At 71.7% G+C, this 19,789-nt stretch carries 24 protein-coding genes; 6 read left to right on the top strand and 18 right to left on the bottom strand.

The window, feature by feature from the left end; all coding sequences use genetic code 11:
* Positions 1-115: 115 nt before the first annotated feature.
* From ACH4C6_RS33000 to ACH4C6_RS32990, 3 genes are all read right to left on the bottom strand, one after another.
* The gene (locus ACH4C6_RS33000) at positions 116-790 is read right to left on the bottom strand and encodes an antibiotic biosynthesis monooxygenase (RefSeq protein ID WP_398112346.1); all 675 of its coding nucleotides are present in this window, start codon (positions 788-790) and stop codon (positions 116-118) included.
* A gap of 268 nt (positions 791-1,058) precedes the next feature.
* Positions 1,059-1,424: a DUF3618 domain-containing protein gene (locus ACH4C6_RS32995; RefSeq protein WP_398112345.1), complete on the bottom strand. Its 366-nt coding sequence runs from the start codon at positions 1,422-1,424 to the stop codon at positions 1,059-1,061.
* Entirely contained in the window at positions 1,421-1,840 is a 420-nt protein-coding gene (locus ACH4C6_RS32990) for a phage holin family protein (RefSeq protein WP_398112344.1), read from the bottom strand. Before ACH4C6_RS32990 ends, ACH4C6_RS32995 begins: the two co-directional genes overlap by 4 nt.
* A gap of 144 nt (positions 1,841-1,984) precedes the next feature.
* On the opposite strand from ACH4C6_RS32990, the gene dapA reads away from it, so the two are divergent.
* Positions 1,985-2,869 (top strand): 4-hydroxy-tetrahydrodipicolinate synthase, encoded by an 885-nt coding sequence (gene dapA / locus ACH4C6_RS32985; protein ID WP_398112343.1) that lies wholly within the window; start codon positions 1,985-1,987, stop codon positions 2,867-2,869.
* Positions 2,870-2,939: 70 nt separating this feature from the next.
* Here dapA and ACH4C6_RS32980 read toward each other — a convergent pair whose 3' ends face one another.
* The 4 genes from ACH4C6_RS32980 to ACH4C6_RS32965 all read right to left on the bottom strand — a co-directional run bounded on the left by ACH4C6_RS32980 (position 2,940) and on the right by ACH4C6_RS32965 (position 5,321).
* Complete coding sequence (locus ACH4C6_RS32980) at positions 2,940-3,170, bottom strand: hypothetical protein (protein ID WP_398112342.1); 231 nt, start codon at positions 3,168-3,170, stop codon at positions 2,940-2,942.
* A 115-nt stretch (positions 3,171-3,285) separates the two neighbouring features.
* Positions 3,286-4,275, bottom strand: a complete 990-nt coding sequence (gene dapD / locus ACH4C6_RS32975; RefSeq protein WP_398112341.1) for a 2,3,4,5-tetrahydropyridine-2,6-dicarboxylate N-succinyltransferase — start codon at positions 4,273-4,275, stop codon at positions 3,286-3,288.
* Positions 4,276-4,464: 189 nt separating this feature from the next.
* Positions 4,465-5,001 (bottom strand): TetR/AcrR family transcriptional regulator, encoded by a 537-nt coding sequence (locus ACH4C6_RS32970; protein WP_398112340.1) that lies wholly within the window; start codon positions 4,999-5,001, stop codon positions 4,465-4,467.
* Complete coding sequence (locus tag ACH4C6_RS32965) at positions 5,001-5,321, bottom strand: DMT family transporter (RefSeq protein WP_398112339.1); 321 nt, start codon at positions 5,319-5,321, stop codon at positions 5,001-5,003. Before ACH4C6_RS32965 ends, ACH4C6_RS32970 begins: the two co-directional genes overlap by 1 nt.
* 219 nt (positions 5,322-5,540) lie before the next feature.
* Here ACH4C6_RS32965 and ACH4C6_RS32960 point away from each other — a divergent pair, with 219 nt between their 5' ends.
* Positions 5,541-6,377, top strand: coding sequence for an AbfB domain-containing protein (locus ACH4C6_RS32960; RefSeq protein WP_398112338.1), 837 nt, complete (start codon positions 5,541-5,543; stop codon positions 6,375-6,377).
* 64 nt (positions 6,378-6,441) lie between these two features.
* Here ACH4C6_RS32960 and ACH4C6_RS32955 read toward each other — a convergent pair whose 3' ends face one another.
* Genes ACH4C6_RS32955 through ACH4C6_RS32920 form a run of 8 tightly spaced genes read right to left on the bottom strand, consistent with a single transcriptional unit; the run spans position 6,442 to position 13,004 of the window.
* Positions 6,442-6,774: a metal-sulfur cluster assembly factor gene (locus tag ACH4C6_RS32955; RefSeq protein ID WP_028809645.1), complete on the bottom strand. Its 333-nt coding sequence runs from the start codon at positions 6,772-6,774 to the stop codon at positions 6,442-6,444.
* Entirely contained in the window at positions 6,771-7,241 is a 471-nt protein-coding gene (gene sufU, locus ACH4C6_RS32950) for a Fe-S cluster assembly sulfur transfer protein SufU (protein ID WP_398112337.1), read from the bottom strand. The genes ACH4C6_RS32955 and sufU overlap by 4 nt, the downstream gene beginning before the upstream one ends.
* An 18-nt stretch (positions 7,242-7,259) precedes the next feature.
* Positions 7,260-8,516, bottom strand: a complete 1,257-nt coding sequence (locus ACH4C6_RS32945; protein ID WP_398112336.1) for a cysteine desulfurase — start codon at positions 8,514-8,516, stop codon at positions 7,260-7,262.
* Positions 8,513-9,277, bottom strand: coding sequence for a Fe-S cluster assembly ATPase SufC (sufC, locus tag ACH4C6_RS32940; RefSeq protein ID WP_398112335.1), 765 nt, complete (start codon positions 9,275-9,277; stop codon positions 8,513-8,515). Before sufC ends, ACH4C6_RS32945 begins: the two co-directional genes overlap by 4 nt.
* Positions 9,278-9,284: 7 nt before the next feature.
* Positions 9,285-9,602: a non-heme iron oxygenase ferredoxin subunit gene (locus ACH4C6_RS32935; protein WP_142164656.1), complete on the bottom strand. Its 318-nt coding sequence runs from the start codon at positions 9,600-9,602 to the stop codon at positions 9,285-9,287.
* Positions 9,599-10,783 (bottom strand): Fe-S cluster assembly protein SufD, encoded by a 1,185-nt coding sequence (sufD, locus tag ACH4C6_RS32930; protein WP_398112334.1) that lies wholly within the window; start codon positions 10,781-10,783, stop codon positions 9,599-9,601. Before sufD ends, ACH4C6_RS32935 begins: the two co-directional genes overlap by 4 nt.
* Positions 10,784-10,842: 59 nt before the next feature.
* Positions 10,843-12,264: a Fe-S cluster assembly protein SufB gene (gene sufB / locus ACH4C6_RS32925; RefSeq protein WP_376326047.1), complete on the bottom strand. Its 1,422-nt coding sequence runs from the start codon at positions 12,262-12,264 to the stop codon at positions 10,843-10,845.
* Positions 12,261-13,004, bottom strand: coding sequence for a helix-turn-helix transcriptional regulator (locus ACH4C6_RS32920; RefSeq protein WP_398112333.1), 744 nt, complete (start codon positions 13,002-13,004; stop codon positions 12,261-12,263). Before ACH4C6_RS32920 ends, sufB begins: the two co-directional genes overlap by 4 nt.
* Positions 13,005-13,165: 161 nt before the next feature.
* Between ACH4C6_RS32920 and ACH4C6_RS32915 the strand changes: the two genes are divergently transcribed.
* From ACH4C6_RS32915 to ACH4C6_RS32900, 4 genes are all read left to right on the top strand, one after another.
* On the top strand, positions 13,166-14,014 hold the full coding sequence (locus ACH4C6_RS32915) for an aminoglycoside N(3)-acetyltransferase (protein ID WP_398112332.1): 849 nt from the start codon (positions 13,166-13,168) through the stop codon (positions 14,012-14,014).
* A gap of 31 nt (positions 14,015-14,045) precedes the next feature.
* Positions 14,046-14,969, top strand: a complete 924-nt coding sequence (locus ACH4C6_RS32910; RefSeq protein WP_398112331.1) for an ABC transporter ATP-binding protein — start codon at positions 14,046-14,048, stop codon at positions 14,967-14,969.
* Complete coding sequence (locus ACH4C6_RS32905; RefSeq protein ID WP_398112330.1) at positions 14,966-15,736, top strand: ABC transporter permease; 771 nt, start codon at positions 14,966-14,968, stop codon at positions 15,734-15,736. The genes ACH4C6_RS32910 and ACH4C6_RS32905 overlap by 4 nt, the downstream gene beginning before the upstream one ends.
* Positions 15,737-15,838: 102 nt before the next feature.
* Positions 15,839-16,846, top strand: a complete 1,008-nt coding sequence (locus tag ACH4C6_RS32900; RefSeq protein ID WP_398112329.1) for a heme A synthase — start codon at positions 15,839-15,841, stop codon at positions 16,844-16,846.
* Here the strand turns inward: ACH4C6_RS32900 and ACH4C6_RS32895 are convergent.
* The 3 genes from ACH4C6_RS32895 to ACH4C6_RS32885 form a co-directional block, all read right to left on the bottom strand.
* Positions 16,843-18,006, bottom strand: coding sequence for an amidohydrolase family protein (locus ACH4C6_RS32895; RefSeq protein WP_398112328.1), 1,164 nt, complete (start codon positions 18,004-18,006; stop codon positions 16,843-16,845). The two genes, ACH4C6_RS32900 and ACH4C6_RS32895, sit on opposite strands and share 4 nt — an antisense overlap.
* A gap of 176 nt (positions 18,007-18,182) precedes the next feature.
* Positions 18,183-18,515 (bottom strand): hypothetical protein, encoded by a 333-nt coding sequence (locus ACH4C6_RS32890; protein ID WP_398112327.1) that lies wholly within the window; start codon positions 18,513-18,515, stop codon positions 18,183-18,185.
* Positions 18,516-18,573: 58 nt separating this feature from the next.
* Positions 18,574-19,491, bottom strand: coding sequence for a heme o synthase (locus ACH4C6_RS32885; protein ID WP_398112406.1), 918 nt, complete (start codon positions 19,489-19,491; stop codon positions 18,574-18,576).
* Positions 19,492-19,789: the final 298 nt, after the last annotated feature.

The raw sequence follows: 19,789 nt of genomic DNA, 5'->3' as shown, positions 1-19,789 counted from the left end.
CTGGGACAAACCCCCCCTGACTCCCCCCCCCCCCCCCCCCCCCCCCCCCCCCGCGGGGGGGCCCGCCCCCCCCCCCCCCCGGGGGGGGCCCCCCCCCCCCCCCCCCCACGCCCCCTCACCCGGGCACCAGCCCCAGCGCATGCGTGTACCGGCTGCCGGTGAAGCCCACCAGCCCGTCGAACGTCCGTACGCGCTCCCAGGCGTCCGTCGACGGCGCGGCCAGCGCCCGGTCGTAGGCTGCCGCGCTCTCCCACTCGGCGTAGTTCAGCACGTGCCCGCCGTCCGTGCTCAGGTGGAAGTGGGCGGACACCAGCCCCGCGTGCCCCTCGGCGTCGTCCTCCAGCGCCTTGAGCACCAGGTCGACCCACTCCTCCCGGCGCCCGGCCTCCTCGAAGTCGATCCGCACGGTGACGATCAGCCCCGGGACCCGCACGTCCCCCGCCGCACGCTCCCGGCTGCGGCGACGCCGGTACCGCCGCAGCTCCACCCGCTCGATCCCCGGCACGACGGTGTCGATCTCGTCGACGCGCTCCTGCCGGTGCGTCTTGAGAAACGCCTCGTAGTCCTGCTCGCCGCTCCACTGCGAATAGTGCATCAGCGTCGTCCCGTCGTGCCCGGCGTACACGTGGTAGCCCAGCAGTCCGTTCGCGGGCCAGGGACGCCGTTCCCAGGTGCGCCGAACGGCCTCCACCGTCAGCCGCTGCCGCTCGGGCGTGCCCACCCGCCAGGTGGAGAAGAAGGGGGCACCGACACGGGGATCGGTGAGATCGGGGTGCTTCTCGGTTCGCATGGACCACTCCAGTCGTCGCGCCGCTTGACGAGCACCACCCTTCAACCTCGACCGAGCTTGAGGTCAAGGTCCACCCGCGGTCCCACGGAAGGGGACGTGCCGGGGGGGTGTCCGCCCACAGCTGGTCGGCGCGTCGACGGACAGTGAGTCGGTACGCCACCCCATCGCGCCGTTCCGAGGACGGACGCCCCCCGGCACGGCCCCGACCCTCCACCCACGGTCAGGCGAAGCTCTGGACCACCACCGGTCAGGCCGTCGGACCCCGCACTCAGCTATGCCCGTGCGAGTGCCTCCACCGCAGCACCCCGACCGCCACCACCCCGGCGGCCGCCCCGGCCACCAGCACCGGACGCGGATGCCGCACTCCGGCCTGCACGATCGTCCGCACCGGCCCCGGCCCGGTGTGCGCGGCGCGCTTCTGCACCGCGTGCCCCGCCTGCGCCGCGCTGCTGCGCAACTGCACCGACATCGCCCCGGCCTTGTCCCTCAGGTCGGCGGCCCGGGCCAGCGCCCGTCCCTTCACATCCGTCTTCCCGGCCAACTCCTCCACCGTGTTGCCGAGTTCACCACGCGTCTGCTCGATCTGCCGCCGCAGCTCGTCGGGCCCCTTGGCCCCACCCGTCGGCTTCGTCATCGATGCGCCCTTTCCTTGATCTCCTCCACGTCCGCCTTGACGCTGCCGATCGCCTGCTCGGGCGTGGGCGGTGCCGCCCGCCGCAACTGCCCCCGCCCGAGCGCGGCCAGCACACCGGCGACGACGAACAGCACGCCGGTCACGATCAGCGCCGCCGCCCACACGGGCAGCACCAGCGAGAGCGCGGCGACCCCCGCGCCGGCCAGGGCGATGAACCCGGCGTACGCGACCGCCCCGGCCGCGCCCAGGAGCCCGCCGCCGCGCCCCGCCCGGCGGCCCTTCTCGGCCAGTTCCTCCTTGGCGAGCGCCACTTCCTGCCGTACCAGCCGGGAGGCCTGTTCGGCGGCCTGGTTGACGAGTTCACCCACGGAGTGGTGCTCGTCGCGCACGACTCGGTGATCCATGGTTCCGGTCACGGTTCCGCCTCCTCTCGAAGCAGCACCCCGGGTACCCGGCGGCCCGGCCCTTTACCACAGACCCTCCACCTCACAGCATGCCTTAACAACACCCCGTAGAAAATTTAAGTGGAGCTACACAATGAACCGGACGACACTCGTGCCATGACCTCTCCCTTCGGCCGCACGCTCTGCGCGATGATCACCCCCTTCACCGACGTGGGGACCCTCGACCTCGACGGCGCCCAGCGGCTCGCCGCCCACCTGGTCGCGCACGGATGCGACGGCCTCGTCCTCTCGGGCACGACGGGCGAGTCCCCGACCACCACGGACACGGAGAAGTCGGCCCTGATCACCGCGGTACGCGAGGCCGTCGGGGACACGGCGTCGATCGTCGCGGGCGTCGGCACCTCCGACACCCGCCACACCGCGGAGCTATGCCGCGAGGCCGAGAAGGCGGGGGCGGACGGCCTGCTGGTCGTCGCGCCCTACTACAGCCGTCCCCCGCAGGACGCGATCGAGGCACATTTCCGCGAGGTCGCCGACTCCACCGGCCTCCCGCTCATGCTCTACGACATCCCCGTCCGCACCGGCGTGCGCGTCGAGGCGGAGACGCTCCTGCGCCTCGCCGCGCACCCCCGCATCACCGCGGTCAAGGACTGCTCGGGCGACTTCCTCGCCGCCCAGAAGGTGCTGGCCCGCACGGACCTGGCGTACTACGCGGGCTGCGACGAACACAATCTGGCGCTGTACGCCGTGGGCGGCACGGGGTACGTCAGCACGGTCGCGAACGTGCTCCCGGCGCACCTGCGAGCCGTGCTGGACGCCTTCGACAGCGGCGACACCGCGCGGGCGGCCCGCCTCCAGCAGCGGGCGACGCCCCTCATCGAGGCGATCATGGCGGCGGGCCTCCCGGGCACCGTCACGACCAAGGCCCTGCTGAACGCCCTCTCCCTCCCGGCGGGTCCGGTCCGCGCACCCCTGCGCGCACCGGACCGGGGCACGGTCGCCCACCTCGCCTCGCTGCACGCGGAGTTGCTCGCGTCCTGAGTCACCTCACGCAGAGGCCCGTGCCGCGCGGTGTGCGCGGCACGGGCCTCTGTGTCGGTACTGCTTCGGTTCAGTCCCAGGCGTACCCGTCACCGAACAGCAGGGTGTGCTCCAGGACGTCCTCCGCCGGGTCGTCGATCTGGCCGACCTCGATGTTGAACAGGCCCATCCGGTGGCCGTTGCGCGAGCCGGTGTTGGTCTCGTCGGCGTGCGCGCCGCCCGCCGACAGCCAGCACACCGTCAGCGCCGCGACGGCCACCGACAGACGGCGTGCGACGGCCCGTCCCCGCTCGTTCCTCATGCCCCGGTCCTCATTTCGTCGTTCCGGCTGGTGATCGGACACTGCGTCCACCCGTTCATCTGCCGATACCGCCGCAAGGTCACGCCGGGTCATCCGTACGGGAAGGCCCAGGACGTCAGTTGTGGCTGTGCAGGATCTCGTTCAGGCCTCCCCACACCGCGTTGTTCGGCCGGGCCTCGACGGCGCCGGTGACCGAGTTGCGGCGGAAGAGGATGTTGGAGGCGCCGGACAGCTCGCGGGCCTTGACGATCTGCCCGTCGGGCATGGTGACGCGGGTGCCGGCGGTGACGTAGAGGCCGGCCTCGACGACGCACTCGTCGCCCAGCGCGATGCCGACGCCCGCCTCGGCGCCGATCAGGCAGCGCTCGCCGATGGCGATGATGACGTTGCCGCCGCCGGACAGGGTTCCCATGGTGGACGCGCCGCCGCCGATGTCCGAGCCGTCGCCGATGACGACGCCCGCGGAGATGCGGCCCTCCACCATCGACGTGCCGAGCGTGCCGGCGTTGAAGTTGACGAAGCCCTCGTGCATCACGGTGGTGCCCGCGGCGAGGTGCGCGCCGAGGCGGACCCGGTCGGCGTCGGCGATCCGCACGCCCTTGGGCGCCACGTAGTCCGTCATCCGCGGGAACTTGTCCACGGAGGTCACCTGGAGGTGCAGGCCCTCGGCGCGGGCGTTGAGCCGGACCTTCTCGAGGTCGTCGACGGCGACCGGGCCGAGCGAGGTCCACGCGACGTTGGCGAGGTGGCCGAAGATGCCGTCCAGGCTCTGGCCGTGCGGCTTGACCAGGCGGTGCGAGAGCAGGTGCAGGCGCAGGTAGACGTCGTGCGCGTCGACCGGCTTGTCGTCGAGGGAGCCGATGACCGTGCGGACCGCGACCACCTCGACGCCGCGGCGGGCGTCGGGGCCGACCGCTGCGGTGGCGCCCCCGCCGAGCAGCTCCGCGGCGCGCTCGGCGGACAGCCGCTCGGTGCCGGACGGGCCGGGCTCGTCGATGAGCTCGGGCGCGGGGAACCAGGTGTCGAGGACGGTGCCGTCGGCGGCGATCGTGGCGAGGCCGGCGGCCACGGCGCCGGTGGTGCGGGGAGCAGTCGTGTCGGTCATGAGGGCAACCTAACCGGCGGACACGGCTCGATGCGAACCGGTCCCCGGGCGTCTCACGAGCCGGTCCCCCGACCCGCCGGACGCCCACCGCCCACGGCCCGCACCGGGCAACCGAGCCAGCACCCGGCCCGGCGGCCGACCGACCAGGCACGCGCGCACCCGGAACCGCCCCCGCCCCTCCGCCCCGCCTCAGCCGATCACCCGCCCCAGCACCTCCCGCGCGTACGCCTCGTCGTACGCCGCCCCCGTCAGCAGCACCTGGAGGCAGATGCCGTCGATCACCGCGACCAGGGCCCGCGCGGTGGCCGGGTCCGTGCGCCGGGCCAGCGGCCGGGCCAGTCCCTCGGCCCACTCGGCGGCCACGGGGCGCAGGGCGGGCCGGCGCAGCGCGGCCAGGTACAGCTCGTACTCCAGCTCCACGCCCGTCCGGTCGCCGGACAGCCACTCCCCCATCAGCCCGGCGAGTTCCGCGGCCAGATCGGTGTGCGGATCCTCCAGGCCGCCGCGCGAGGCGACCACTTCGGCGAACCCCTCGTTGGCCTGGCGCAGGGCGGCGACCAGGAGTTCGTCGAGCGTGGCGAAGTGGTACGTGGTCGAGCCGAGCGGGACGTCGGCCTCCGCGGCGGCGCTGCGGTGGCTGAGCCCGGCGATGCCCTTGGCCCCGACGACCCGGATCGCCGCATCGATGATCCGCTGCCGTCGTTCGGGGTCGTGGCGCCGGGGCATCAGTGCGCACCGCCCAGGTTGAGCACGACGACCCCGATGATGATCAGCGCGATGCCGGCGGCCTTGGCGGTGGTCATGCCCTCACCGAGGAACACGACGCCGATCGTGGCGATGGCCGCCGTGCCCACTCCGGCCCAGATCGCGTAGGCCGTGCCGACCGCGACCGTCCTCAGCGTCTGGGCGAGCAGCGCGAAGGAGACGACATAGCCGGCGAGGGTGAGCAGCGAGGGCCCGAGCCGGCTGAAGCCGTCGCTGTACTTCATGGCGGTGGTCGCGCCGACCTCCGCGGCGATGGCCCCGGCGAGCAGCAGATAACCCATGCGTACGAGCGTACACACCATATGTACGCACGTACACATCATAGGTACGGGTGTACACACCATATGTACGGGGTGCACAACGCGGCCCGGACAGCGAGCGGACCCCGCTTCCGCAAAGGGCTCCCGCGCGCCGCACCTCTCCACTACGGTGTCTCCCCGATCACACACCGGGCCACCACAACTGCGCCGCCGTCACGGGTGCCCGCGGAGGAACCGCGCATGTCAGCACAGAAGTCCCGGCCGCCGCTGGACCGTCCCTGGGAGAGCGGCTGGGCCCCGGACACCACCCGGTCCCCGGGCACGCGACGGCTCTGGCTGGCGGGCGCCCTCGCGCTGGCCACGGTCACCGCGTGCGTCACCGCCGTCGCGCTCACCGGCAACGGGCCGGCCGAACCGGCCGGCGGGGCGGACCGGCCCGCCGCCCTCGGCGGCTCGGCCCCCGGCGGCCTGATCTCCTTCGCCACGCCCTCGCAGAGCGGCAGCCCGTCCCCCGGTGCGAGCACCGGCAGCCCGTCCGCCCCATCCGCGCCGAGCCCGTCCGCGCGCGGCGCATCCCCGAGTGCGGAGGCCGGGAGGCGGACGCCGACACCGCCGGCGTCCCCCCGGCCCTCCGGGCCCGCCCCGTCCAAGGACCCGGCCGCGGGCGGCACGTCCCTCGTGTCGGTCAATCACCCCGACCGCTACTGGCGGGTCCGGGACGGCTCCGTCCGCCTGGAACCGGCCGGCCGGGGGTCGCGCGAGGACGCCACGTTCCGGCGGGTGGCCGGACTCGCGGACTCCTCCTGCTGGTCCTTCGCCACGGCGGACGGCCGCTACCTGCGCCACCGCGACTTCGTCCTGGTCGCGAGCGCCGACGACGGCTCGTCCCTCCTCCGGCAGGACGCCACGTTCTGCCCGCGCGCCCGGCACCGGTCGGGCGCCGTCGCCCTGGAGTCGCTCAACTACCCGGGCCGCTTCCTGCGCCACCGCGACTTCCAGCTCCGCCTCGACCCCTACGACGGCAGCCGCCAGTACCGCGCGGACGCCTCGTTCCGGCTGGTGGCCGGGCTGGGCTGACCACACGTGAGGGCGGCACCCGGTCGGGTGCCGCCCTCGAACGCGCGTGGACCGTCGGTCGGTCTCAGACGTTGAACCCGAGCGCGCGCAGCTGCTCACGGCCGTCGTCGGTGATCTTGTCGGGGCCCCACGGGGGCATCCAGACCCAGTTGATCCGCAGTTCGCTCACGAGGCCGTCCGTGGCCGACTTGGCCTGGTCCTCGATGACGTCCGTCAGCGGGCAGGCCGCCGACGTCAGGGTCATGTCGAGCGTCGCGATGTTCGCGTCGTCGATGTGGATGCCGTAGATCAGGCCGAGGTTGACGACGTCGATGCCCAGCTCGGGGTCGACCACGTCGTACAGCGCCTCGCGGACCTCTTCCTCCGAGGCCGGCTTCATCTCAACGGTCTCGCTCATGCCGTCGTCTCCTTCTCGGCGTCGGCTCCGCCCAGCACCTGGGCCGTCGCGTCCTTCCAGGCCATCCAGCTCAGCAGGGCGCACTTGACCCGGGCCGGGTACTTGGACACCCCGGCGAACGCCACCGCGTCCTCCAGGACGTCCTCCATCGCGTCGTCGGGCTCGATCCGGCCCTTGGACTGCATCAGCTCCAGGAAGGTCTCCTGGATCTTCCGCGCGTCGGACACTTCCTTGCCGACCAGCAGCTCGTTCAGCACGGACGCCGAGGCCTGGCTGATGGAGCAGCCCTGGCCCTCGTAGCTGACGTCCTCGATCGTCGTGCCGTCGTACTTCACGCGCAGCGTGATCTCGTCGCCGCACGTCGGGTTGACGTGGTGCACCTCGGCGTCGCCGTCCCTCAGACCACGCCCGTGCGGGTTCTTGTAGTGGTCCAGGATGACTTCCTGGTACATGGAGTCCAGCTTCACTGTCTCAGCTCACGCCCTTCAGCCGAAGAAGTTCCGAACGTGCTCCAGGCCGTCGACCAGCGCGTCGATCTCGGCCGGCGTGGAGTACAGATAGAACGACGCTCGCGTGGTCGCAGGAATTCCGTACCGCAGGCAGACCGGCCGCGCGCAGTGGTGGCCGACCCGGACGGCGATGCCCTGCTCGTCCAGGACCTGGCCCACGTCGTGCGGGTGGATGTCGCCCAGCGTGAAGGAGATCGCCGCGCCGCGCTCCTCGGCCGTGGTGGGGCCGATGATGCGCAGGTCGGGGACCTCCAGCAGCCGCTTGACCGCGTACTCGGTCAGCGCGTGCTCGTGGGCGAGGATCTTCTCCATGCCGATCGACTCGAGGTAGTCGATCGCCGCGCCGAGACCGACCGCCTGGGAGATCGGGGGCGTGCCCGCCTCGAACTTGTGGGGGGCCGGCGCGTAGGTCGAGGAGTGCATCGACACCGTCTCGATCATCTCGCCGCCGCCGAGGAACGGGGGCAGGTCCTCCAGCAGCTCCTGGCGGCCCCAGAGGACGCCGATGCCGGTCGGACCGCACATCTTGTGGCCGGTGAAGGCCACGAAGTCGGCCTGGAGGGCCTGCACGTCCAGCGGCATGTGCGGGGCGGCCTGGGAGGCGTCGACGCAGACCAGGGCGCCGACCTCCTGGGCGCGGCGCACGATCGCCTCGACCGGGTTCTGGGTGCCGAGGATGTTGGAGACCAGCACGAAGGAGACGATCTTCGTCTTCTCGGTGATGACCTCCTCGATGTTCGACAGGTCCAGGCGGCCGTCGTCGGTGAGGCCGAACCACTTCAGCTTCGCGCCCGTGCGCTGCGCGAGCAGCTGCCACGGCACGATGTTGGAGTGGTGCTCCATCTCCGTGATGACGATCTCGGTGTCGGAGTCCACGCGGTAGGGCTCGTCGGCCCAGCCCAGCATGTTCGCCACGAGGTTGAGCGACTCCGAGGCGTTCTTGGTGAAGATCACCTCGTCGCGCGAGGGCGCGTTGATGAACGCCGCGACCTTGTCGCGCGCGCCCTCGTACAGCGCCGTGGCCTCCTCGGCGAGCACATGCACACCGCGGTGGACGTTGGCGTTGTAGCGCTCGTAGTACTCACTGAGTGCGTCCAGCACCTGACGCGGCTTCTGGCTGGTGGCCGCGTTGTCCAGGTACACGAGCTTCCGGCCGTCGTGGACCTGGCGGTCCAGGATGGGGAAGTCCTTGCGGATCGCCTCGGTGTCGAGGAGGCCCGGCAGCTGTGTCACGCGGATGCGCCACCCTTCGTGTATGCCTCGTACCCCTCGTTCTCCAGCTTGTCGGCGAGCTCGGCGCCGCCGGACTCGACGATGCGGCCGCCGGAGAAGACGTGCACGTGGTCGGGCTTGATGTAGCGCAGGATGCGCGTGTAGTGGGTGATCAGCAGGGTGCCGACCTCGCCCGTCTCGCGGACGCGGTTCACGCCCTCCGACACCACACGCAGCGCGTCGACGTCCAGACCGGAGTCGGTCTCGTCGAGGATCGCCATCTTCGGCTTGAGGAGCTCCAGCTGGAGGATCTCGTGGCGCTTCTTCTCACCGCCGGAGAAGCCCTCGTTGACGTTGCGCTCGGCGAAGGACGGGTCCATGTTGAGGCGCTCCATGGCCTCCTTGACCTCCTTCACCCAGGTGCGCAGCTTGGGGGCCTCGCCGCGGACGGCCGTGGCGGAGGTGCGCAGGAAGTTCGACACGGAGACACCCGGGACCTCGACCGGGTACTGCATGGCGAGGAACAGGCCGGCGCGGGCCCGCTCGTCGACGGACATCTCCAGGACGTCCTCGCCGTCGAGGGTGACGGTGCCGCCGGTGATCGTGTACTTGGGGTGACCGGCGAGGGAGTAGGCGAGGGTCGACTTGCCCGAGCCGTTGGGGCCCATGATGGCGTGCGTCTCGCCCTGCTTCACGGTGAGGTCGACGCCCTTGAGGATCTCCTTCGTGGCGTTGTCGGCCTCGACGGTGACGTGCAGGTCTCGGATTTCAAGCGTTGCCATGGATGCCTCAGGACTCCTGGGTGAGGGAGACGAGCACGTCGTCCCCATCGATCTTTACGGGGTATACGGGGACGGGGCGCGTCGCCGGGAGGGCGTCGGGCTTGCCGGAACGGAGGTCGAAGCGCGAGCCGTGCAGCCAGCACTCGATGTGGCAGTCGTCGACCTCGCCCTCCGCCAGGGAGACGTTCGCGTGCGAGCAGATGTCGTGGATCGCGAACACCTCGCCCTCGGTCTGCACGATGGACACGGGCGTGCCGTCGAGTTCCACCCGCTTGGGGGTGTCCTCCTCCAGCTCGCCCAGTCCGCAGGCGCGTACGAAGGTCATGCGACCGCCGCCTCCAGCTCCTCCTCGATCTTGGCGATCAGGCGCTCCTCGATGTCGGGGACGCCGATCTGCTGGACCAGTTCGGCGAAGAAGCCGCGGACCACCAGGCGGCGGGCGTCGATCTCGGGGATGCCGCGCGCCATGAGGTAGAAGAGCTGCTCGTCGTCGAAGCGGCCGGTCGCCGAGGCGTGGCCGGCGCCGACGATCTCGCCGGTCTCGATCTCCAGGTTCGGCACGGAGTCCACGCGCGCCCCGTCGGTGAGGACCAGGTTGCGGTTCATCTCGTACGTGTCGGTGCCCTCGGCCTTGGCCTCGATGAGCACGTCGCCGATCCACACCGCGTGGGCGTCGTCGCCCTGGAGGGCGCCCTTGTAGACGACGTTGGACTTGCAGTGCGGGACGTTGTGGTCGACCAGGAGGCGGTGCTCCTGGTGCTGGCCGCGGTCGGTGAAGTACAGGCCGAACAGCTCGGCCTCGCCGCCGGGCCCGGCGTACTGCACGCGCGGGTGGAGCCGGACGACGTCGCCGCCGAAGGTGACGACGACCGACTTGAAGGAGGCGTCGCGGCCGACGAGCGCGTTGTGCTGCGCGACGTGCACGGCCTTGTCGTCCCAGTCCTGCACGGAGACGACGGTGAGCTTGGCGCCGTCGCCCAGCAGGTAGTCGACGTTGGCGGCGAGCACCGCGTCACCGGTGTGGTCGATGACCACGACGGCCTCGGCGAAGGCGCCCAGCTCGATCACCTGGTGGCCGAAGGCGGTGCCGCCCTCGCCGTGCACGGCGATGCGGATCGGCTCGGCGAGGACGGTCTCCTTGGGGACGGTCACGACCGAGGCCTTCTCGAACGCCGAGTAGGCCTGGGCGGCGACGCGGTCCACCGGGGTGCCGGCCTTGCCGAGCCGCGCGTCGTCACGGCCCACGGCCTCGACGGTGACGCCCTCGGGGGCCTGCACCTCGACCTTCACACCGTTGCCGGTGGCGACGGCCGTGCCGTCGTGCAGGCCGCGCAGGCGCTCCAGCGGGGTGAACCGCCACTCCTCCTCGCGGCCGTGCGGGACGGGGAAGTCCGCGACGTCGAAGGAGGGGGGCGCGCTCATGCGCGTGGCGACGGTCGACTCGGCGGCCACCGCGATCGAGCCCGCGGTGGTGGAGCCCACGGGGATGTTCTGAGCCTCAGCCATGGCTGTCGTAATGCTCGCTTTCGTTGCGTGAAGGGGCGTGACGGGGGCGGGGCGGCGGGTCAGCCGACCGCGCCCTCCATCTGCAGCTCGATCAGCCGGTTGAGCTCCAGCGCGTACTCCATGGGGAGCTCCTTGGCGATGGGCTCGACGAAGCCGCGCACGATCATGGCCATCGCCTCGTCCTCGCTCAGGCCGCGGCTCATCAGGTAGAAGAGCTGGTCCTCGGAGACCTTGGAGACGGTCGCCTCGTGGCCCATGGACACGTCGTCCTCGCGGACGTCCACGTAGGGGTAGGTGTCCGAGCGGGAGATGGTGTCCACCAGCAGCGCGTCGCACAGGACGTTCGACTTGGAGCCCGGGGCGCCCTCGCCGATCTCGATGAGACCGCGGTAGGAGGTGCGGCCGCCGCCTCGCGCCACCGACTTGGAGACGATGTTGGAGGAGGTGTTCGGGGCCATGTGGACCATCTTGGCGCCGGCGTCCTGGTGCTGGCCCTCGCCCGCGAAGGCGATGGACAGGGTCTCGCCCTTGGCGTGCTCGCCCATGAGGTAGACGGCCGGGTACTTCATCGTCACCTTGGAGCCGATGTTGCCGTCGATCCACTCCATGGTCGCGCCCTCGTACGCCACGGCGCGCTTGGTGACCAGGTTGTAGACGTTGTTCGACCAGTTCTGGATGGTCGTGTAGCGGCAGCGGGCGTTCTTCTTGACGATGATCTCGACGACCGCGGAGTGCAGCGAGTCCGACTTGTAGATCGGGGCGGTGCAGCCCTCGACGTAGTGCACGTAGGCACCCTCGTCGACGATGATCAGGGTCCGCTCGAACTGGCCCATGTTCTCCGTGTTGATGCGGAAGTAGGCCTGGAGCGGGATCTCGACGTGCACGCCCTTCGGCACGTAGATGAAGGAGCCGCCCGACCACACGGCGGTGTTCAGAGCCGCGAACTTGTTGTCACCGGCGGGGATGACGGTGCCGAAGTACTCCTTGAAGAGCTCCGGGTGCTCCTTCAGCGCGGTGTCGGTGTCGAGGAAGATGACGCCCTGCTCCTCCAGGTCCTCGCGGATCTGGTGGTAGACGACCTCCGACTCGTACTGCGCGGCGACACCGGCGACGAGGCGCTGCTTCTCCGCCTCGGGGATGCCCAGCTTGTCGTAGGTGTTCTTGATGTCCTCGGGCAGGTCCTCCCAGGACTCCGCCTGCTTCTCCGTGGAGCGCACGAAGTACTTGATGTTGTCGAAGTCGATGCCCGACAGGTCCGAGCCCCAGTTCGGCATGGGCTTCTTCTCGAACAGGCGCAGGCCCTTGAGACGGAGCTTGGTCATCCACTCCGGCTCGCTCTTCTTGGCGGAGATGTCCCGGACGACGTCCTCGTTGATGCCGCGCTTGGCGGAGGCGCCGGCCGTGTCGGAGTCGGCCCAGCCGTACTCGTACTTGCCCAGGCCCTCCAGCTCAGGGTGGGCAGTCTCCGTGGGGAGAGTCATGCGGGGTTCCTCCCGGCCGTGCTTGCAGATGCGTTGTGGGAAATCTTGGGGATGAACGTCGTGCAGACGCCGTCGCCGTGCGCGATGGTGGCGAGCCGCTGGACATGCGTACCGAGCAGCTCCGCGAAAAATTCCGTCTCCGCCTCGCACAGCTGCGGGAACTGCTCGGCGACGTGGGCGACCGGGCAGTGGTGCTGGCAGAGCTGCTCACCCTGTTGCGGGTGGGGCGCGCTGCGCGCCGTAGCAGCGTACCCGTCGGCGCTCAGCGCCTTGGCCAGGGCTTCCGTGCGCTCCTCGGGGGAGGCGGACTCGACCGCGGCGCGGTAGGCACCGGCCTGTGCGGCGATCCTGGCGCGGGCGAAGGCGGCGATGGCCTCGCTGCCGCCCTCGCGGTCGGCGATCCAGCGCAGGGCGTCGGTGGCGAGCTTGTCGTAGGACTGGTCGAAGGCGTCCCGGCCGCAGTCGGTCAGGGCGAACACCTTGGCCGGACGGCCACGGGTGCGTGCGCCGTAGACCCGCCGCTCGCGCGCCTCGACGACGCCGTCGCCCGCGAGGGCGTCCAGGTGGCGGCGCACGGCCGCCTGGGTCAGGCCCAGGCGCTCGGCCAGCTCCGCGACGGTCGAGGGGCCGTGGTCCAGGATGGACCGCGCGACCCGGTTGCGGGTGGACCGCTCCCCGGTCGCGAGCTCCTCCTGCGGGGTCCCCGTGGGGGTCTCCCGAGCCTCGCCGACGTTTTTCACAACGCCATTGTTGCGTAATTCTCCGGGAGCGGGCAAGCCGCCCGCCGGACGCCCGACGGTGCCCTGCGTCACTTAGGCAAACCTAAGCCGACCTGCGGAAACGATCTCTGATCGATCAAAACGGTGGCATGGCCGGGCCGCTTCGGGGACACTCCACAACCATGCCGACACCCCCTGCGACCGGCCCTCTTGTCACCCGCGAGACACTCCGCACCGAGCTGCGCGAACTGGGCGTGCGCCCCGGCGAGACCCTCCTGGTGCACTCCTCGCTCCGGGCGCTCGGCTGGGTCAACGGCGGCCCCGTCGCGGTGGTCCAGGCCCTGCTCGACGTGCTCGGCCCCGACGGGACCCTGGTGGTCCCGACCCAGACCGGCGCCCTGTCCGACCCGGCGCTGTGGAGCGACCCGCCCGTCCCGCCGCAGTGGTGGCCGGCCATCCGCGCCACGATGCCCGCCTACGACCCGGCGACCACGCCCTCGCGCGGGGTCGGCATCGTCCCGGAGACCGTGCGCACCTGGCCGGGGGCGCTGCGCAGCGCCCACCCGCAGACCTCGTTCGCCGCTCTCGGGGCGCGCGCGGCTCAGGTGGTCGAGGGGCACGCGACGGACTGCCGGCTGGGCGAGCGCAGCCCGCTGGCGACGCTGGAGGCGATGGGCGCCCGGGTGCTGCTGCTCGGGGCGGGCTACGCCTCCTGCACGAGCTTCCACCTCGCCGAGTACCGCATTCCGTCCCCGCGCGTGGAGGTGGGCAGGCCCGGTCCGGACGGCTGGGAGACCGTGACCGAGGTGTCCATCAGCTCCGACCGGTTCGACGAGCTGGGCTACGACTTCGAACGGGACCGGCCCGTCGTGCGCGGGAAGGCCGGGGCGGCCGAGGTGCGGCTGTTCCCGGTGGCGGACGCGGTGGCCTACGCCGAGCGGTGGCTGGCCGTGCACCGGCCGCGCGAGGAGGAGATCCCGCCCGCCGCGCCGCTGCCGGGCCCGCTCGCGCCGGGGGACCCCCGGGTCTGAGCCCCCGCGCGCCTCCCTAGACTCTGGACCCATGCGAAGTGAGCCCGTGGTCCAGGTCCAGGCCCTGGTGAAGCGGTACGGCACGAAGACCGCGGTGGACGGGCTCGACCTGGAGGCCCGCGCGGGCGTGACCGCCGTGCTCGGCCCCAACGGGGCGGGCAAGACCACCACGATCGAGACCTGTGAGGGGTACCGCAGGCCGGACTCCGGCAGCGTGCGCGTGCTGGGTCTGGACCCGGTGCGGCAGTCCGCGGACCTGCGGCCCCGCATCGGCGTGATGCTCCAGTCCGGCGGCGTCTACTCGGGCTCGCGCGCCGAGGAGATGCTCCGCCACGTGGCGAGGCTGCACGCCCACCCCCTCGACGTGGACGCCCTCGTCGAGCGCCTCGGCCTCGGCTCCTGCGGGCGCACGTCCTACCGGCGGCTGTCGGGCGGCCAGCAGCAGCGGCTGGCCCTGGCGATGGCCGTGGTCGGCCGCCCGGAGCTGGTCTTCCTGGACGAGCCGACCGCCGGACTCGACCCGCAGGCCCGCCGCGCCACCTGGGACCTGGTCCGGGACCTGCGCGCCGACGGCGTGTCGGTCATCCTCACCACGCACTACATGGACGAGGCCGAGCAGCTCGCCGACGACGTGGCGATCATCGACGCCGGCCGGGTCATCGCCCAGGGCTCCCCCGAGCAGCTGTGCCGCGGGGGCGCCGAGAACACCCTGCGCTTCACCGGCCGACCCGGTCTCGACGTGGGCTCCCTGCTCAAGGCCCTGCCCGCCGACTGCTCCGCCGCGGAGCTGACGCCGGGCTCGTACCGGGTGGTCGGCAAGGTCGACCCCCAGCTGCTCGCGACGGTGACCTCCTGGTGCGCCCAGCACGGGGTGATGCCGGAGAGGATCTCGGTGGAGCGGCACACCCTGGAGGACGTCTTCCTCGAGCTGACCGGCAAGGAGCTGCGCTCATGACCGCGACGGGCACCTACTCCCCCAGGCCCGGCGCGGCGCCCCTGCCGCGCATGATCGCCGCCCAGGCCGTGCTGGAGACGAAGATGCTCTTGCGCAACGGCGAGCAGCTGCTGCTGACCGTCGTCATCCCGACGCTGCTGCTGGTCCTGTTCAGCACGGTGGACATCGTCGACACGGGCTCCGGCGAGGCGGTCGACTTCCTCGCCCCCGGCGTCCTCGCGCTGGCGGTGATGTCGACCGCGTTCACCGGCCAGGCCATCGCGACCGGCTTCGAGCGGCGCTACGGGGTGCTGAAGCGGCTCGCCGCCTCGCCCCTGCCGCGCTGGGGCCTGATGACGGCCAAGACGCTGTCGGTGCTGGTCACCGAGGTGCTGCAGGTTCTGCTGCTCACGGTGATCGCGTGCGCGCTCGGCTGGTCCCCGCACGGCAACCCGTTCGCCGTGCTGCTGCTCCTCGTCCTCGGCACGGCGGCCTTCTCCGGCCTCGGGCTGCTGATGGCCGGCACGCTGAAGGCCGAGGCGACGCTCGCCGCCGCCAACCTGGTCTTCCTGCTGCTGCTCGTCGGCGGCGGGATCGTCGTCCCGCTCGACAAGTTCCCCTCCGGCGTCCAGGACGTCCTCGGTCTGCTGCCCATCGCCGCCCTGTCCGACGGGCTGCGGGACGTGCTGCAGCACGGGGCCGCGATGCCCTGGGGCGACCTGGGCGTCCTCGCGGTCTGGGCGGTGGCCGGGCTGGCCGCCGCCGGGCACTTCTTCCGCTGGGAGTGACCCGCCCGGGCGTGACGCTCGCCACCGGCGGCGGCACCCGACCCTGGTGGGACAAGGGCCGTGGCGGACCCTCGTGAAAGCGTGCACAAGCGGCGCCCTACGATGGGACGCGTGCCAAACGTGACCCGTGCCGACGCCCAGGCGGCCCTGCGCAATCCGCTCGCCTTCATCGCCGCACGCTGGACCCCGGACCCCCGGACCGTCCGGCGCGCCGCCCTGTCCGCACTCGTGATGTCGGTGCTCATCGTGGTCACCGGCGGTGCCGTGCGGCTGACCGGCTCGGGCCTGGGGTGCCCGACCTGGCCCAAGTGCACCGACGACTCGCTCACCTCGACCGCCGAGATGGGCTTCCACGGCGCCATCGAGTTCGGCAACCGCATGCTCACGTACGTGCTGTGCGCCGCCGTCGGGTGGGCGATCATCGCAGCGCGCTCGCAGAAGCCGTACCGACGGGGGCTGACCCGGCTGGGCTGGGCCCAGTTCTGGATCGTGATGAGCAACGCGGTCCTCGGCGGCATCGTGGTCCTGGTCGGCCTGAACCCCTACACGGTCGCGGCGCACTTCGTGGCGACGTCCGCGCTCATCGCGGTGGCGACGGTGATGTGGCACCGCACCCGCGAGGGCGACGGGGAGCCGCGCCCGCTGGTCGGCAACGCCGTCCGGCAGCTGGTGTGGTTCCTGGTCGCGGCGGCGGTGCTGCTCATCCTGGTCGGCACCGTGGTCACCGGCGCCGGACCGCACGCGGGCGACTCCAGCGAGGTCGAGCGGATGCCGGTCGACTGGGAGACGGTGAGCAAGCTGCACGCCGTGCTGGCGTGGATCGTGGTGACGCTGACCTTCGCCCTGTGGTTCGTCCTCAAGGCGGTCGACGCGCCCGGCGGCCCGCTGCACCGCACCCGCGAGCTGTTCCTGATCCTGCTCGCGCAGGGCGCCATCGGCTATGTGCAGTACTTCACCGATCTGCCGGAGATCCTGGTCGGCCTGCACATGCTCGGTTCCGCGGTGATGTGGATCTGGGTGCTGCGGGTGGTGCTGTCGCTGCGCGAGCGGCCGCAGCCGCTGTCCGGTGTGCCCGGGCCCGCCGCCGAGCCGAACCTGACGAAGGCCTAGAGCAGGGCCCGCTCCCGCCCCGGGCCGGGCAGGGGGCCCGGCGCGCGGGAGTCCTCGGCGAGGCCGTACACCCTGCGCGCGTTCGCCGAGGCCAGCATGCCCGCGACCCGCTGGGCGTCCCCCAGGGACCAGGCGCCCTCGGCGACCCAGGTGCCCAGCACCCGGCCGAGGGCCTCGCGGAACAGGCGGGCGCCCACCACGTGCAGTTCGGGCAGCCCCTGCGCGCCGGTGGAGAACAGGATCTTGCCGAACGGCGCGAGCTCCAGGATCTCGGCGAGCACCGTGGCGGCCCGGGCGCCGGTGCGCACCAGGGCGGCACCGCAGTCGACGTGGACGTGCGGGAAGACACCGGCCAGATGGGCGGCGTGCCGGTGGTACGGGTAGCCGTGCAGCAGGACCAGGTCCGTGCCCAGCCCGGCGGTGGCGCGGACGAAGTCGGTCAGCAGGACCGGGTCCGTCCGGTCGATGCGCAGCCCCGGGGCACCGAGTCCGGCGTGCAGTTGCAGCGGCAGCCCCGAGGCCACGGCGCTCCACAGCAGGTGCCGCAGCAGCACCGGATCGCTCAGCTCCCCGCCGACCCCGCGCCCCGCGAGCCAGCGGCCGGCCGCCCCGCGCACCTCCCCCGGCCCGGGTGGCTCCGGCGCGAGCGCGAGGCCGTGGCGCACACCCGCCACGGAGGTGAAGGCCACGGCGTGCGCGGCGGCGGCGTGCACGGACTCCGCGAGGTTCGCGAGGAACGACTCGACCGTTCCGGAGGTGTCGGCGACCTGCTCCGCGAGCAGTTCCAGCCGCACGATCTCGTGGGCCCCGGCGGACCCGGCGGAGGCCAGTTCCGCCGGGCCGGTCAGATCGCCGGGCAGCCCGGTGTCGACGAGGTAGGTCGTGATGCCGCTGCCGCGCAGGAGTCTTCGGCCGGCCTCCAGGACACCGAGTTCGCGGCGCCGCGCCAGGTACCGGGCGGGCGGGCAGTGCGGCTCCAGGCCGAGCAGGGGCGGGCACCAGCGCCGTACCGCGAACCCGGTCTGGGTGTCGAAGAGGGTGGTGCCGGGGGCGGGCGGGCCCTCGGTGCGCGCGAGGTGGGCCTCGAAGGTGCCGAGGCCCAGCTCCGTGCGGAGTACTCCGTGGCAGTACTGGTCCACCAGTGACGGCGTTTCGATCATCCGGGCCTCCCGGGGTGGACCCTGTCGCTCTCAAGGGTCCTAACGGGTGAACCGGGTGTGAGGTCGCGGGGCCGTCGTGGGAGTACCGGTGGGTCCGGCGGGTGCGAGGCCGTCGTGGCTGGTCACACCCACGCGGCGGAACCACACATCGATCCGGCCCCGCGCCCCGGAACCGGTCAGTCGTTCTTGGGACCGCCCACCTGGATGCCCGCCATCCGCGACCACTCGTAGCGGCCCGTCCTCACCTTCGCCGCGAGATCGCCGTCGAAGGACTCGTGGCGGGTGATGCCCGCCCTCTCGACGGCCTTCTCGGCGATCTCGTAGGTCGGGGCCACCAGGTCGCCCCAGCCGCCGTCCTCGCCGACCAGGACGATGCGGGCGCCGCGCTCGCCGAGGTAGGCGACCTGGCCCTCGGCGCCGCCGTGGGCCTTGGAGAAGGAGGTGATCTGCTGGGCCAGCCGGGCCACCTTGCGCTCGGCCTTCGGGTCTGCCTGCTGCGTCTCTGCCATGACCAGGATGCTACTCACGGGTAGATCGACTCGCGAGGGCTGGTCGGTGTGACGTGCGTCAGCGCAGGAACGGGTCCACGGCGACGGCCACGAACAGCAGCGAGACGTAGGTGATCGACCAGTGGAACAGGCGCATCTCCTTGAGCTTGGCGCCCGTCACCTCCGCCTTCGCGCGGTTCTGCAGGCCGTGGGCCTCCCAGAGCCAGAAGGCGCCGGCCAGCAGGGCCACCGCCGTGTAGAACCAGCCGGTGTAGCCGAGCGGGGTGAGCAGCAGCGACACACCGACCATGACCCAGCTGTAGATCACGATCTGCTTGGCGACGACCTTGTTGGAGGCCACCACCGGCAGCATCGGCACGCCCACGCGCGCGTAGTCGTCCTTGACCTTCATGGACAGCGGCCAGTAGTGCGGCGGCGTCCAGAAGAACATGACGAGGAACAGGATGACCGGGGCCCAGGACATCGAGTTGGTGACCGAGGACCAGCCGATCAGCACCGGCAGGCAGCCGGCGATGCCGCCCCAGACGATGTTCTGCGAGGTGCGGCGCTTGAGGATCATCGTGTAGACGACCACGTAGAACAGCAGGGCGCCCAGGGAGAGCCAGGCGCTCAGCCAGTTCACGGTGAGGCCGAACAGCAGCGTCGAGACGATCGCCAGGGTGATGCCGAAGGCGAGGCACTCGCGCGGGCTGACCATGCCGGTGACCAGCGGGCGCTGCGAGGTGCGGTCCATCAGCGCGTCGATGTCGCGGTCGATGTACATGTTGAGCGCGTTGGCGCCGCCCGCCGACAGGTAACCGCCGACGCAGGTGAGCAGCACCAGCGTCAGATCGGGCACGCCCTGCTCCGCCAGGAACATCACCGGCACCGTGGTGATGAGCAGCAGCTCGATGATCCGCGGCTTGGTGAGAGCCACGAAGCCCTTGACACGGGCCCCGAACGGCCGGTGGGCCGGGCTCTGGTCCGTCCCCAGCATCCCCGCTGGACGGGATTCAACGGCCGTCACGCACACCCCTACAGAGACAGTCCAGCGAGCCCCACCGTGTGAAGTGACGGTAAAGGCTCGCGCGTACCACGCCACTTTAGACGTTGCCCAGAGTCGGACATTCGCGGGGGTCGCCTCGTGTTGGCGAGGGGCTTCGGACGGGCGGTTCGAAGCTCGATTGAGCACCCGGATGAGCGGCTCCGTATTCACCTGTCGAATGCGGTACGGCCCAGTCGGGAGGCGGATCGCGATGACGCCCGGCACTCTGGAGTGACTCGGAAAATCGCAC

Origin of the sequence: Streptomyces sp. NPDC017943, from assembly GCF_044328425.1 — a bacterium.
In the GTDB taxonomy this organism is placed as follows: domain Bacteria; phylum Actinomycetota; class Actinomycetes; order Streptomycetales; family Streptomycetaceae; genus Streptomyces; species Streptomyces djakartensis_A.
The sequence above is the reverse complement of the archived record's forward strand: the minus strand, read 5'-3'. Positions and strand labels throughout refer to the sequence as shown.

Bases quoted from the DNA above. Each gene is read 5' to 3' on its own strand.
- dapA (WP_398112343.1), top strand. From the start codon at position 1,985: ATGACCTCTCCCTTCGGCCGCACGCTCTGCGCGATGATCACCCCCTTC.
- ACH4C6_RS32960 (WP_398112338.1), top strand. From the start codon at position 5,541: ATGTCAGCACAGAAGTCCCGGCCGCCGCTGGACCGTCCCTGGGAGAGC.
- sufC (WP_398112335.1), bottom strand. From the start codon at position 9,277: ATGGCAACGCTTGAAATCCGAGACCTGCACGTCACCGTCGAGGCCGAC.
- ACH4C6_RS32980 (WP_398112342.1), bottom strand. From the start codon at position 3,170: ATGAGGAACGAGCGGGGACGGGCCGTCGCACGCCGTCTGTCGGTGGCC.
- ACH4C6_RS32895 (WP_398112328.1), bottom strand. From the start codon at position 18,006: ATGATCGAAACGCCGTCACTGGTGGACCAGTACTGCCACGGAGTACTC.
- dapD (WP_398112341.1), bottom strand. From the start codon at position 4,275: ATGACCGACACGACTGCTCCCCGCACCACCGGCGCCGTGGCCGCCGGC.
- sufD (WP_398112334.1), bottom strand. From the start codon at position 10,783: ATGGCTGAGGCTCAGAACATCCCCGTGGGCTCCACCACCGCGGGCTCG.
- ACH4C6_RS32900 (WP_398112329.1), top strand. From the start codon at position 15,839: ATGGGACGCGTGCCAAACGTGACCCGTGCCGACGCCCAGGCGGCCCTG.
- ACH4C6_RS32910 (WP_398112331.1), top strand. From the start codon at position 14,046: ATGCGAAGTGAGCCCGTGGTCCAGGTCCAGGCCCTGGTGAAGCGGTAC.
- ACH4C6_RS32915 (WP_398112332.1), top strand. From the start codon at position 13,166: ATGCCGACACCCCCTGCGACCGGCCCTCTTGTCACCCGCGAGACACTC.
- ACH4C6_RS32970 (WP_398112340.1), bottom strand. From the start codon at position 5,001: ATGCCCCGGCGCCACGACCCCGAACGACGGCAGCGGATCATCGATGCG.
- ACH4C6_RS32905 (WP_398112330.1), top strand. From the start codon at position 14,966: ATGACCGCGACGGGCACCTACTCCCCCAGGCCCGGCGCGGCGCCCCTG.
- ACH4C6_RS32955 (WP_028809645.1), bottom strand. From the start codon at position 6,774: ATGAGCGAGACCGTTGAGATGAAGCCGGCCTCGGAGGAAGAGGTCCGC.
- ACH4C6_RS33000 (WP_398112346.1), bottom strand. From the start codon at position 790: ATGCGAACCGAGAAGCACCCCGATCTCACCGATCCCCGTGTCGGTGCC.
- sufB (WP_376326047.1), bottom strand. From the start codon at position 12,264: ATGACTCTCCCCACGGAGACTGCCCACCCTGAGCTGGAGGGCCTGGGC.
- ACH4C6_RS32965 (WP_398112339.1), bottom strand. From the start codon at position 5,321: ATGGGTTATCTGCTGCTCGCCGGGGCCATCGCCGCGGAGGTCGGCGCG.
- ACH4C6_RS32935 (WP_142164656.1), bottom strand. From the start codon at position 9,602: ATGACCTTCGTACGCGCCTGCGGACTGGGCGAGCTGGAGGAGGACACC.
- ACH4C6_RS32885 (WP_398112406.1), bottom strand. From the start codon at position 19,491: ATGCTGGGGACGGACCAGAGCCCGGCCCACCGGCCGTTCGGGGCCCGT.
- ACH4C6_RS32890 (WP_398112327.1), bottom strand. From the start codon at position 18,515: ATGGCAGAGACGCAGCAGGCAGACCCGAAGGCCGAGCGCAAGGTGGCC.
- ACH4C6_RS32995 (WP_398112345.1), bottom strand. From the start codon at position 1,424: ATGACGAAGCCGACGGGTGGGGCCAAGGGGCCCGACGAGCTGCGGCGG.